Source organism: Jeotgalibaca dankookensis (assembly GCF_002005405.1).
Lineage (GTDB): Bacteria > Bacillota > Bacilli > Lactobacillales > Aerococcaceae > Jeotgalibaca > Jeotgalibaca dankookensis.
The window spans coordinates 364,509-377,645 of the sequence record NZ_CP019728.1; the positions used below are offsets into that span (position 1 = coordinate 364,509).

Annotated in this window: 14 protein-coding genes and 1 riboswitch; of the genes, 13 read left to right on the forward strand and 1 reads right to left on the reverse strand. The window is 35.5% G+C overall.

What is annotated here, in order from left to right; translation table 11 throughout:
- Positions 1 to 19 precede the first annotated feature (19 nt).
- Positions 20 to 1,033, forward strand: coding sequence for a lipoate--protein ligase (locus BW727_RS01770; protein WP_062468413.1), 1,014 nt, complete (start codon positions 20 to 22; stop codon positions 1,031 to 1,033).
- A 45-nt stretch (positions 1,034 to 1,078) separates the two neighbouring features.
- Here the strand turns inward: BW727_RS01770 and trpS are convergent, their stop codons facing one another.
- On the reverse strand, positions 1,079 to 2,062 hold the full coding sequence (gene trpS, locus BW727_RS01775) for a tryptophan--tRNA ligase (RefSeq protein WP_077795699.1): 984 nt from the start codon (positions 2,060 to 2,062) through the stop codon (positions 1,079 to 1,081).
- 312 nt (positions 2,063 to 2,374) lie between these two features.
- Between trpS and spxA the strand changes: the two genes are divergently transcribed.
- From spxA to eutL, 12 genes are all read left to right on the forward strand, one after another.
- The gene (gene spxA / locus BW727_RS01780; protein ID WP_062468411.1) at positions 2,375 to 2,776 is read left to right on the forward strand and encodes a transcriptional regulator SpxA; all 402 of its coding nucleotides are present in this window, start codon (positions 2,375 to 2,377) and stop codon (positions 2,774 to 2,776) included.
- A 190-nt stretch (positions 2,777 to 2,966) separates the two neighbouring features.
- Positions 2,967 to 3,122, forward strand: a riboswitch (adenosylcobalamin (AdoCbl) riboswitch).
- A 362-nt stretch (positions 3,123 to 3,484) separates the two neighbouring features.
- On the forward strand, positions 3,485 to 3,829 hold the full coding sequence (locus tag BW727_RS01785) for a BMC domain-containing protein (RefSeq protein ID WP_062468410.1): 345 nt from the start codon (positions 3,485 to 3,487) through the stop codon (positions 3,827 to 3,829).
- 19 nt (positions 3,830 to 3,848) lie between these two features.
- Positions 3,849 to 4,289: a EutP/PduV family microcompartment system protein gene (locus tag BW727_RS01790; protein ID WP_062468408.1), complete on the forward strand. Its 441-nt coding sequence runs from the start codon at positions 3,849 to 3,851 to the stop codon at positions 4,287 to 4,289.
- On the forward strand, positions 4,289 to 4,873 hold the full coding sequence (locus BW727_RS01795) for a cob(I)yrinic acid a,c-diamide adenosyltransferase (protein WP_062468407.1): 585 nt from the start codon (positions 4,289 to 4,291) through the stop codon (positions 4,871 to 4,873). The genes BW727_RS01790 and BW727_RS01795 overlap by 1 nt, the downstream gene beginning before the upstream one ends.
- A 174-nt stretch (positions 4,874 to 5,047) precedes the next feature.
- Positions 5,048 to 6,181: a 1-propanol dehydrogenase PduQ gene (locus BW727_RS01800; RefSeq protein WP_062468406.1), complete on the forward strand. Its 1,134-nt coding sequence runs from the start codon at positions 5,048 to 5,050 to the stop codon at positions 6,179 to 6,181.
- A 42-nt stretch (positions 6,182 to 6,223) separates the two neighbouring features.
- A complete protein-coding gene (locus tag BW727_RS01805) occupies positions 6,224 to 6,550 on the forward strand; it encodes a BMC domain-containing protein (RefSeq protein WP_062468457.1) in 327 nt (108 codons plus the stop codon).
- A 17-nt stretch (positions 6,551 to 6,567) separates the two neighbouring features.
- On the forward strand, positions 6,568 to 7,140 hold the full coding sequence (locus tag BW727_RS01810; RefSeq protein ID WP_062468404.1) for an ANTAR domain-containing response regulator: 573 nt from the start codon (positions 6,568 to 6,570) through the stop codon (positions 7,138 to 7,140).
- Positions 7,133 to 8,584: a sensor histidine kinase gene (locus BW727_RS01815; protein WP_062468403.1), complete on the forward strand. Its 1,452-nt coding sequence runs from the start codon at positions 7,133 to 7,135 to the stop codon at positions 8,582 to 8,584. Before BW727_RS01810 ends, BW727_RS01815 begins: the two co-directional genes overlap by 8 nt.
- 104 nt (positions 8,585 to 8,688) lie before the next feature.
- The gene (gene eutA, locus BW727_RS01820) at positions 8,689 to 10,119 is read left to right on the forward strand and encodes an ethanolamine ammonia-lyase reactivating factor EutA (protein WP_062468402.1); all 1,431 of its coding nucleotides are present in this window, start codon (positions 8,689 to 8,691) and stop codon (positions 10,117 to 10,119) included.
- Positions 10,120 to 10,139: 20 nt separating this feature from the next.
- Positions 10,140 to 11,510, forward strand: coding sequence for an ethanolamine ammonia-lyase subunit EutB (locus tag BW727_RS01825; protein ID WP_062468400.1), 1,371 nt, complete (start codon positions 10,140 to 10,142; stop codon positions 11,508 to 11,510).
- Positions 11,511 to 11,536: 26 nt separating this feature from the next.
- Positions 11,537 to 12,454: an ethanolamine ammonia-lyase subunit EutC gene (eutC, locus tag BW727_RS01830; protein WP_077795700.1), complete on the forward strand. Its 918-nt coding sequence runs from the start codon at positions 11,537 to 11,539 to the stop codon at positions 12,452 to 12,454.
- Positions 12,455 to 12,467: 13 nt separating this feature from the next.
- Positions 12,468 to 13,121 carry an ethanolamine utilization microcompartment protein EutL gene (eutL, locus tag BW727_RS01835; RefSeq protein ID WP_062468396.1) on the forward strand — a complete coding sequence of 218 codons (654 nt, stop codon included), beginning with the start codon at positions 12,468 to 12,470 and terminating at the stop codon, positions 13,119 to 13,121.
- Positions 13,122 to 13,137: the final 16 nt, after the last annotated feature.

The following is a 13,137-nucleotide window of genomic DNA, read 5'->3' on the forward strand; positions in this document are numbered from 1 at the left end:
CGAAGGGAAGAGTGTTCATATGTATTTTGTTGATAATCAAGGCCATTTAGATCCAAGTGTTAATATTGCTTTAGAAACATTTTTATTAAAAGAAAAAAAACTTGATGAGCCAATTCTATATTTTTATATTAATGAACCATCTATTATCATTGGTCGAAATCAGAATACGATTGAAGAAATTAATCAGGAATATGTAGAAGCTCATAATATCCATGTTGTACGTCGCATGTCGGGTGGGGGAGCAGTTTACCATGATCTCGGTAACTTTTCATTCTGTTTTATTACGGATGATGATGGTAATTCATTCCGTGACTTTGCTAAATTTACTGAACCTGTAATTTCTTTCTTACACAGTGTAGGGGTAAAGGATGCTGCATTGAAAGGTCGCAATGACTTAACCATCGGTGATAAGAAGTTTTCTGGCAATGCCATGTATGCAACGAATGGTCGAATGACCGCTCATGGAACAATCTTGCTTGATTCTGATTTAGATGCTATTACAGGAGCTTTAAAACCTCGTAAGGACAAGATTGCCTCAAAGGGAATCAAATCAATTCGTAGTCGTGTTACCAATATAAAACCTTTCTTAGATGAAGAGTATAAAGATTTAACGACTGAAGAGTTCCGTGATTTAATGTTATTATATATCTTTGACGTAGAAAAACGTGAAGACGTGAAAGAATATCATTTGACAGATGCAGATTGGAAACGTGTTTATGAGATACGCGAAGAATATTTCGGCAATTGGGATTGGAATTATGGTAAGTCTCCTAATTATGCAATCGAAACCCGTCGTCGTTTCCCTATCGGCGCCATTGACTTTGCCTTTAATGTAAGTGGTGGAAAAATTACTGAAGCAAAAATATACGGTGATTTCTTTGGGTTAGGAGAAATAAAAGACGTTGAAGAAGCGCTCGTCGGTACAAAATATACGAAAGAAGCACTGATTGAGAAATTTGATAGTCTCGATTTGAAAAAATACTTCGGCAATATTACCAGTGAAGAGTTAGTAACAGCTTTGTTTTCCGAATAATCAAAAAGGACGAGGGATAAATTAAATCCCTCGTCCTTTTTTTAATTAACGATTCAAACCAATAGCATTTTCCATACGCTTTAAAGTTCCGTTAGCATAATCGTTAGCACGTTTAGCGCCTTGATCTAAGATGTAGTCTAACTCTTCTGATGCCATTAATTTATAATAACGTTCTTGAATGGGTTCAAGAACAGCGATAACAGCATCTGCTAGCCTTTCCTTGAAATCACCATAACCACTATCAGCAAATTCTTCTTCGAGCTGTGGGATTGATTTTCCGCTAAAATTCGCGAAAATTGTTAGTAAGTTGGAAATACCTGGTTTATTCTCTTGATCAAATTCAATCACACCACTTGAATCTGTTTTCGCACTTTTAATTTTTTTACGAATCTGTTTAGGTTCATCTAGCATAGAAATAAACCCTTTTTGATTTGTATCTGACTTACTCATTTTTTTAGTTGGATCCTGTAAACTCATAATGCGTCCGCCGGCTTTAGGAATAAGCGGCTCTGGCATAACCAAGTCGGCATGATAGCGATTATTAAACCGCTGCACAAAGTCACGCGTTAGTTCTAAATGTTGTTTTTGATCTTCCCCTACAGGAACCAAATCAGCATCATAAAGAATAATATCTGCTACCATAAGAGGAGGATACGTTAATAAACCGGCAGACACAGCATCTTGCTTTGCAGATTTATCTTTATACTGGGTCATTCGTTCCAGTTCGCCAATATAGGTATTGCATTGTACAATCCAAGCTGCTTGTGCGTGAGCAGGCACTTCTGATTGGACAAAGATTGTTGATTTATTCGGGTCGACTCCGCAAGCAACATAGAGAGCTGCTAAGCCACGCGTACGCATTTTTAACTCTTCTGGATCCTGGGGAACCGTGATAGCGTGCTGATTAACAATACAATAAGTGGCATCATATTCATCTTGCAAAGCTACAAAATTTTTAATTGCACCTATGTAGTTACCAATCGTTAACATACCACTCGGTTGGGCACCCGAAAAAACTTTTTTCTTCAATTAAAATCACACTCCTATTTTCTACCATTCTATTATACCGTATTTTATGCCGACGTAACACCGTAAAAGCTAAATTACAAGTAAAACGCTTTAAATTATAATTATTATAAAGTATACGTATCTTAAATGTATAGGAACATATGTAAACCTTATTAAATAAACGTTCACGAAAAATTTTTGGGAATCGAAATGAACACAATGTGTACAAAAAGTGAAGTTTTTTCAAAAAAAGGTAGATATCTTGAGAGAAGTAATGTATAATGAATAACATAGAACAAGATAATTCACACAAGAGAAAGGGGAGATCCATTAATGGTTACTCTTTATACTTCACCTAGTTGTACTTCTTGCCGTAAAGCACGAGCATGGTTAGAAGAGAATAATATTCCATATACAGAACGTAATATTTTCTCGGAAGCATTATCTGAAATTGAAATTAAGGATATCCTTAAGATGACAGAAGAAGGTACAGAAGAAATTATCTCAACTCGTTCAAAAGCATTCCAAGAAATGAATGTGGACCTTGATGAAATTCCGTTGAACAACTTGTTTAAGCTTATCCAAGACAACCCAGGTTTACTTCGTCGTCCAATTATTCTCGATGAAAAACGCTTGCAAGTGGGCTACAACGAAGACGAAATTCGCCGCTTCTTACCAAGAGAAGTACGTGCAATGGAACTTAAAAAAGCTCAAGCTTTGGCAAACTTTTACTAATCATTACTTCTTAAATACAGAGAATAAGACTTTTGTCTTATTCTCTTTTTTTAAAAAAATATATTAAATTATATGAATGTAGTCCTAGTGTTTTATTAGCTGCAATAAATATTTTATAAAACAAATGTTTTAAAAAAATAGATTTAGCTTGCAAAAGAAAGAATACTAGACTATCATAGAAATTGATAGAAGTACCATTTCAAGACAACTGAGATGAGGAAGTTTGGTTAAATTCCAACACGGTCCCGCCACTGTAATCATATGAAGACATATGGAGTCAGGTCGTTATCTTAGCTTGCTAATCATGCATGCGTATCCTGTTTCGAGGTAAAACAGTATCGTAGTAGTCTATGTAATGGAGCATAGACTTTTTTTGTACCCAAAACAGCTTCATTTTTAGCAAAATGAGGGATTCTATCAAATTTTTTTAGAATTGTTCTTCAAAGGAGAAGAAAAATAGGCAATGAGGCCTATTCAATTCTAATTTTTAAATTTCTATAATCAATAACTATATAGTTTTTATGCTAAAGGGTTGAAAAGCTCTTTAGTATTTTTTTGTAAAAAAATGGTATTAAGTCTATGTCTTACTAGAAAAGTATTAAAACATTTCAGATATAACTTTTTCTCTGACCTTGACTTTTATTTTAATTAGAAATACTATGAACGTGTGTGTTGCACTTTCATTTTGTGAGTGAGGGGTCGAAAAAAATGAAAATCAAAGATAGAAAAATATTCGAATCTGTCCCTGGAAAACAAGTGACTTTAGCCCATATCATTGCAAATCCAGATAAACGAATTTTTGACAAATTAGGCTTGCAAAATGAATATCACCAAGCAATAGGTATTATGACTATTACACCAAGCGAAGTCTCGATTATTGCAGTAGATATTGCCAAAAAAACTGCTGCAATAAAAATTGGTTTTGTCGATCGGTTTAGTGGTTCTGTTTTTATATTGGGTGATATTGCTTCAGTAGAGATGTCTATGCAAGAAGCGATAAATTATCTACAGTACAAAATGGGCTTTAGTATTACAAAAATAACCCGTACTTAAAATTAGAGTAGGTGATCAATTGAAAAAAATTATGTTTATTGGCTCAATTGGCTGTGGGAAAACAACGCTTTGTCAAAGAATTATTGGCGATAAACTCCAGTATAGTAAGACGCAAGCGGTAGAATTTTATCCTAAAATGATTGATACTCCAGGAGAATTTATTCAGCATAGGAGATTCTATAATGCTTTACAAATGATGGCGGTAGAAGCTGAAATGATTGCGTTAGTATCTAATTGTCAAGAAGAGGAACAAATTTTCTCACCAAATTTTGCCCAAAACTTTATGAAACCTTCCATCGGAATTATAACTAAAATAGATTTATGTCAAGATGAAGATCAATTAAAAAATGCCGAGAAAAGGCTGCGGCTCGCGGGAGTAAATAAAATATTTAAAGTTTCTGCGTTTAAAAACTATGGTATGGAAGAATTAAGGGATTATCTAAATAAGGAGGTAAATTAATGCAAATCTATACAAGAACCGGCGATAAGGGGTATACAAGTGTTATCGGAGGAATGAAACTAGCAAAAGATGCAGACCGTGTAAAAGCATACGGAACTGTGGATGAATTGAATAGTATCGTAGGTATTGCAGCGAGCACTGACGGAATATCTTCTGAACTAAAAGAAGAATTAATGACTATTCAGCAATATTTATTCGATTGTGGCAATGACTTAGCTACTCCTCATGGTAAGAATCCTTATCGTGTAGATGAAAATCTAACTCTATGGCTGGAAAGTAGAATTGATGAGTATGCAGGAATACCTCCAACTGTTGAGTCCTTTATTTTACCAGGGGGAACAAAACTAGCTAGCTTGCTTCACTTTGCTCGAACAGTCGCTCGAAGAGCAGAACGAGAAATTGTTAGTTTCCAATGGACAAATGATATGAATAGTGAAGTTATGAGATTTATTAATCGTCTTTCCGATTATTTTTTTGCTGTTGCGAGAGTTGTAAACTCTCAAGACGGAGTAAAAGATGTTTTGTATGAAAGAAGCGGACGTGTTTTCCACACAGAAATTACAAAAGCAGATTTAAAAGATTAATGATGAGAGCGTTTAAAAAAGGTGTTGACAATCTTTAGTTGAAATAGTACATTAAGATGTAGTTAGAGCACAAAGGCGTGCCAATCAAATACGAGCAATGAAGCCGTAAGTAACAAAGTATCTATAACGATACTCTTTTACTTGTGGCTTTTTTTGGAGGAAGGAGGCTAGAAAATGAATAAAATTAGATTTGGAACTACTTTATACACAGGTGAGAATAGTTTGGAACGTCTATCCCAATTTGAAAACGAACGAGTGTTAATTGTGACTGACCAATTTATTGCAAAATCTGAAATTTTAGAGCGAGTTATAAACCATTTTTCGTCCAGTGTGGAAACAATGTTGTTTTCGGAAGTTGTTCCTGATCCGCCAATTGATACAATTGTATTAGGATTAGAAAAAACGAAACATTATCATCCAACGATGCTCCTTGCTCTAGGTGGAGGATCAGCAATTGATGCTGCCAAAGCAATGTTATATTTTGGTCTCCAAAGTAAAATTTTTGAAAAAATGCCTTTTATAGTTATACCAACAACTAGTGGGACAGGTTCAGAAGTCACCAATTTTTCCATCATAACAGACGCAGAGAAATCAGTAAAATATCCTCTAATCAGTGATGATATTTTACCATCAGAAGCTATCTTAGATGTCTCACTAGTGATGGGACTTCCTCCGTTACAAACAGCAGATACCGGGATAGATGTTCTAACACACGCTTTAGAAGCTTATGTTTCAACGCAAGCAAATGAAGTATCGGACATGTTTGCAGAAAAAGCTATTGTTTATGTGTTCGAATACTTAGAAAAAGCTTATAAAGACGGGGGTAACCAACAAGCTCGAGAAAAAATTCATATCGCGTCTACAATGGCTGGTATGGCTTTTAATCAGGTTTCTCTAGGTCTCAATCATGGGATTGCTCATGCGGCTGGAGCACGCTTCCATATACCTCACGGAAGATTAAACGGAATTTTGTTACCACATGTAATACGATACAATAGTGGAATGACAGAAAAAAACCCTCAAATATTTAATGAAACGGCCAAAAGATATACGAAGGTAGCAAAAAAATTAGGTTTAAGTGCAGGTACCCCACGGATGGGTGTTCGTAGCCTTACGAATGCTATTATTTCTTTACAAAAAAGAATGGATATGCCTAATAGTTTTTCAGAATGGGGAATCGATGAAAAAACATTTGAAGAGCACAAACGAAATATTGCACGAGATGCTCTTAAAGATCGTTGTACCATTACAAACCCAGTAAGAGTAGAACAAGAAGGTGTATTATTTATTTTAGAGCAGGCGTTTTAACTTGTGCGAATAAAGGAGGAGTACTCGGTGGAAATAGATCGAATTATTCAAGAGTATGTGCCGGGGAAACAAGTTACAGTAGCACATGTCATCGCAAAACCAGATTCTGAAATTTATGTTAAGCTAGGAGTTATGAACACACGAGAAGATGCTATTGGAATTATGACCATATCCCCAAGTGAGGCGTCAGTCATAGCCGTGGATATTGCTACAAAAGCGGCAGACATAGAAATTGGGTTTGTCGACCGTTTTTCCGGTTCGGTAGTTATCACTGGAGATGTATCATCCGTTACTGTTGCGTTGAAAGAAGTTTTGGAAACGATGGAAGTAGTTTTAGGTTTTAACCGTGTAGAATTAACGATTAGCTAAAATAACGAGGTGTTACAATGAGTGGAAGAATCATTATAGTGGATGATGAACCAATTACAAGACTAGATATAAAGGATATGCTCGAAACAGCTGGGTACGAAGTAGTAGGAGAAGCTGCTGACGGGTTTGAAGCAATACGGGCTTGCCAAGAAAAAAAACCAGATCTAGTTATTATGGATATTAAAATGCCAATTCTTGATGGATTGACGGCTTCTAAAAAAATAGTTGAAGAAGGGACTGCATCGGGTATTATATTGCTGACAGCTTATAGCGATAAGCAGTATATTATTAAAGCAAAACAATTCGGGGCCCTAGGTTATTTAGTAAAACCGCTTCATGAACAATCTTTATTACCAATGGTTGAGCTTTCCTTAGCAAAAGGAAATGAATTTAAGGAAATGTCTAAAGAGTTAGAGCGGTTATCTAAAAAACTGGAAGAACGAAAAATGATTGAAAAGGCAAAAGGTAAGTTAATGCAAATAGAAAATATTACCGAAGAAGACGCTTACACGAAAATACGCAATATAAGTATGGAGAAGCGTGTACCAATGATTGAGGTAGCTGAATTAATGGTGATGTTAGATGAATAATAATCACTACGATGAAGATATTCAAGAAATTTGCAAAAAATATACTCAACTCAGTAAAGTGGAAATCCAATACTTAGAAAATCAAGCTGAAATCATATTAACAAACCGTACCTTTGATGAATTTGATGTTTTTATTGATGTACGGAATGTATTTACCGGTGAAGCAATTGTAGTATCTCACCGAAAGCCATCAAATAACCCTTCTATTTACGAAAAAAGAGTAGTAGGAAAAACAGCTTATCGTAAAGATGAACCAGGACCATTGCGAACTTTAGAAACTTCACAGAATTCGATTGGTTTATACGCTCGTAGTCAAGAAGGATTGTTAATAAAACAAACAACATATCCTATTCAATATAAAGATAAAACGATTGCCGTATTGATTGTTGAAAAAGATCTTAGCAATGATATTAAGGCAAATTTTGATGTATCTAATCTAGATCGGTCCTATGAAGAAGTTAGTGCAGTAATTGAAGAAATGGAAATTATTGATCAATCTATTACTAATTATATTGATGATGCTATCCTTATTTTTGATGAAAATGGTTTGTTACAACATCATAATAAAGCTGCAAATGAATACTATCAAAATTTTGGATATTTGAATGCGATTAATGGTTTGCATTATGATAACTTAGCTCTTGATTTAACAACTTTTGAACATATTCGTGAATCTGGTACTCTCGGTAAACCGGAAGCTTTCAAATCAAGAGAAATAAAGTTTGATGCTTATTATTTTAAAATTAAAACTATTTATCTTCCCTCTAAAGGAATCGTTATTCAGATTATGAAAGATATTAGTGATAAAAAAGCAAAAGAATCCCGTATTATTTCAGAATTAGTAACTATTCAAGAGATACATCATCGTGTTAAAAACAATTTACAGACTGTAGTTTCACTTTTACGTCTGCAAGCAAGAAGAGCAGAAAGTCCAGAAGCTAAGAAAGTACTAAATGAAAGCGTAAATCGAATCCTTTCGATCGCAGCAACACACGAACTGTTATCAAAACAAAAGGAAGACGATGTACAGCTGAAAATGGTATTGGATGTAATTATACAAAACCTAACTCGTTTTTATGCAGAAGGTCCTGATGGAATCCCTGTTCAACTAACAAGTGAAATTGACTCTTCAATCATTTTAGAGAGTAATAAAGCAGTAACTATAGCACTAGCAACGAATGAACTGATCCAAAATTGTTTTGACCACGCTTTTGAAGGAATAAAACAAGAAAATGCTCATGTGAAAGTAGAAGTCACTCAAGAAAACGAATTTATTCAAATTATTATTGAAGATAATGGGTCTGGATTCATTTTTGAAGAACGATCCCAACATAATTTAGGGCTACAAATTGTAACCAGTTTTGTTGAAGGAAAGTTAAATGGAATTATTAGTACAGATTCAAAATCTCAAGGGACAAGGTTCAGAATTGCTTTTAAAAATTAAATACAATAACCCATAACGATGAAGTTATGGGGAAAGCAAAGACGCTTAATAAGGAACCCGCCAGGGTACCTTTATTAAGCGTCTTTTTTCAAAGGAGTGATAATATGGCAGAAAAGCTACTGAGCGTTGGAATTGATATCGGGACTTCTACTACTCAATTAGTTCTATCAGAATTATATATCGAAAATATGGCATCAGCTTTTACCATTCCAAGGATATCAATTACGGATAAAAAAGTTATTTATAAAAGTGATATTCTTTTTACGCCTATTTTAGAAAACAACCTGATTGATAGCGAGAAAATCACTAAATTTGTAGAAGAACAATATCAAAAAGCAAAGATTAGTAAGAAAGACATTCAAACAGGAGCTATTATCATTACTGGAGAGACAGTTCGTAAAGAAAATGCAAGAATTGTAGCAGAAGCTCTAAGTGGTTTTGCTGGAGATTTCGTAGTTGCAACTGCTGGTCCCGATTTAGAAAGTATTATTGCTGGTAAAGGAGCAGGGACTCATTCCTATTCTACTCGCTATCATACAACTACTGTTAATTTTGATGTAGGTGGAGGAACGACCAATATGGTTTGCTTCCATGACGGAGACATCGTTGATACAGGTTGTTTTGATATTGGTGGAAGACTCATTAAAGTGAACAAACAAGAAGAAATCACTTATATTTCTCCAAAATTAACACAAATTATTAAGAAGGAAGGATTACAGCTCCGCCTTCATAGCAAAATAGACTTGACTGATTTAAATAAGCTACTATCTATTATGGTTCAAGTTTTAGAAAATAGTTTGGGTGTAGGAAAAAAAAGTCCTTATTACGATCTTCTTATTACAAATAAAGATTTACAAACGGAACGTAAAATTGAATATATTTCCTTTTCAGGAGGTGTTGCCGATTATATCGAATCAGGTATAAGCCAAGATGTATTTAAATATGGTGACATTGGGATTTTATTAGGAAAAAAAATTGCTGGTTCAAAATTATACAATCAATTTGAAGTAATTCCAAGTGTGGAAACGATTCGAGCAACGGTTGTTGGAGCAGGCTCTCACACAACAGATATTAGTGGAAGCACCATTACTTATAAAGAACATGTGTTACCTCTTCAAAATATTCCGGTATTAAAATTGTCACAAGAAGAAGAACACACAGATGATTTATCTGTATTGCCAGAAATAATTGAATCGAAATTAAACTGGTTTGAAATGGAAGGCGAACAACAAATTATTGGTTTGGCATTAGATGGGGCTAGAAATCCAAGCTACCTCTATATTCAAGATTTAGCTAATGTATTGATAAAAGGTTTACAAAAGGTGATCGATAAAAAAGATCCCCTTGTTATCTTGCTAAAGGAAGATATGGCGAAGGCCTTGGGTCATAGTTTATATGCCCAGCTTCCGAAAGATTATCCGTTTGTTTGTATCGATAGTATTCATGTAAGAAATGGTGATTATATTGACATTGGTAATCCAATTGGGGATGGTTCAGTACTCCCAATTGTTGTGAAAACTCTTGTATTTAACTAGATAAAAAGGAGGATATATTTATGATTCTAAAAACGAAACTTTTTGGCCGAACATATGAATTTAAATCGGTAATGGAAGTTATGGGAAAAGCGAACGAAGAAAAATCAGGTGATCAACTTGCGGGTGTAGGAGCTGAAAACTCAGAAGAAAGAGTTGCCGCTAAAGTAGTTCTTTCTAATCTAACATTAAATGATTTATTTAATAATCCAGCTGTTCCGTATGAACAGGATGAGGTAACAAGAATTATTGTGGATAATACAAATCTTCGTACTTTTGAAAAAATAAAAAACTGGACTGTATCTGATTTAAGAGAATGGCTCTTAGATTTAAAAACAACGAACTATGATATTCACAGGATTTCTAATGGATTGACAGCTGAAATGATTGCTGCAGTCGCAAAAATAATGGGGAACATGGATTTAATCATGGCTGCTAAAAAAATTATTGTTACTAAAACAGCAAATACAACCATTGGTGTGCCAGGAACATTTTCAGCCCGCCTCCAACCAAACCATCCGACAGATAATATTGATGGAATCATGGCAACTCTTATGGAAGGATTATCCATGGGAATCGGTGACGCTGTTATTGGTCTAAACCCAGTAGACGATACAACAGAAAGTGTAAAACGTATCCTTCACAAATTTGATGACTTTATAAATGAATGGGAAATTCCAACACAACACACCGTATTAGCACACGTATCTACTCAAATGGAAGCAATGGAGCAAGGTGCTCCAACTGGATTAGTTTTCCAATCGATTGCCGGATCTGAAAAAGCTAATACTGCTTTTGGTATTAGTGGTAGCATGATTCGTGAAGCTAATGATATGGCTCTAAAAATGGGTACCGCTGTTGGACCAAATGTCATGTACTTCGAAACAGGCCAAGGTTCTGAGTTGTCTTCAGATGCAAACCACAATGTCGACCAAGTAACAATGGAAGCAAGATGTTATGGATTTGCTAAAGAATATGATCCCTTTATGGTAAATACAGTAGTAGGATTTATCGGACCTGAATATTTATACGACTCACAACAGGTAATCCGAGCAGGGCTAGAAGATCATTTCATGGGTAAATTAAGTGGAATTTCTATGGGAGTTGACGTTTGTTATACAAACCATATGAAGGCAGACCAAAATGATGCTGAAAACTTGGCCGTTCTACTTGCTGTTGCAGGGGTAAACTTTATCATGGGTATCCCTAATGCGGATGATGTTATGTTGAACTATCAAACAACTGGATTCCATGAAACCGCTTCAATACGTCAAATGTTGGATTTACGTCCTACAAAAGAATTTGATGAATGGATGGAAAAAATGGGTTTTAGCGAAAATGGCCGTCTGACCGAAAGAGCTGGAGATGCTTCAGCGTTCTTGAAACACAACTAATCATATTCTAAAAGGAGGCAAATCTAGTGGAAGAATTGAATTTGAAAGAAATGATCAAATCTATTTTAAGTGAAATGGTAGAAGAATCACCAGCTGCAGCACCAACTGTACCGACTCCATCAATTGCAACAACTAAAGAAAAACCAGCAGAGACGAAATCAGGTTCTGAGATAGAAGAAGGTTTTATTCCGGACATAACCGAAGTAAATATCCGAAAACAATTTTTAGTTCCGAATGCAGAAGATCCAGAAGGATATAAAAAAATGAAGACCTTCACGCCAGCCAGATTAGGTTTATGGAGAGCTGGAACACGTTATAAAACTGAACCAGCGCTTCGTTTCCGTGCAGACCACGCAGCCGCACAAGATGCCGTGTTTTCTTATATAAATAAAGATTTAGTTAAGGAAATGAACTTCGTTGCAACAGAAACACTTTGCGGTGATAAAGATACATATATTACACGTCCTGATTTGGGTAGAAAGTTTAGTGAAGAAGAAACACAAAAAATAAAAAATACTGTTAAACCAAATTCCAAAGTAGTTGTAATAGTAGGAGACGGCTTAAGTTCTGCAGCGATTGAAGCAAATATTCCAGATATCATACCTTCTATTCGTCAAGGATTGAAAATGCATGGATTAGACTTTGGTGATATCCTTTTCGTTACACACTGTCGCGTACCAGCAGAAGATGCGATTGCTGAAATTACCGGAGCAGAAGTAGTTTGTCTACTGATTGGTGAACGTCCAGGATTAGTAACAGCTGAATCAATGAGTGCTTATCTAGCATATAAACCGACTGTAGGAATGCCAGAGTCACGCAGAACAGTAGTTTCAAATATTCATCAAGGTGGAACCCCTGCTGTTGAAGCGGGTGCTTACATAGCTGACATCATCAAAAAAATGTTGGATGTGAAGAAGTCCGGTCTTGAATTAAGAGAAAAATAAAGGAGGATTCCAGATGAAAAACGATCGTCTAGGCTCTAATGTTCTAAGTGTCAAAATCATTCCTAATGTGGATGATGCACTAGCAAAAGAATTAAATCTAGAATCTAATCAAAAGAGTTTGGGAATTATTACGTCTGATTGTGACGATGTGACTTATGTAGCACTCGATGAAGCAACAAAAAAAGCAGCAGTTGACGTAGTTTATGCAAAAAGTTTGTACGCAGGTGCAGCAAATGCAAATACAAAATTAGCTGGTGAAGTGATTGGGATTTTGGCTGGACCAAGTCCTGCAGAAATTCGTAGTGGACTAGATGCAGCAATTGAAGTGATTGAAAATGGTGCTAGCTTCTATAGTGCCAACGAAGACGACTCCATTGTTTACTTTGCACATTGTGTTTCCCGTACTGGGCTACATCTTTCCAAAGAAGCAAATATCTCTGAAGGTGGAGCAGTTGCTTACTTGATTGCACCTCCATTGGAAGCATTTTATGCATTGGACGCTGCTTTAAAAGCAGCTGATGTTGAAATGGGTGTTTTCTACGGACCACCTACAGAAACTAACTTTGCAGGTGCCTTGTTAACAGGTTCTCAATCAGCCTGTAATGCAGCTTGTGATGCGTTCGCAAAAGCAGTTCAATTTGTAGCTGATAATCCAACTGGATACTAGTAGGCGGTGGAAATAA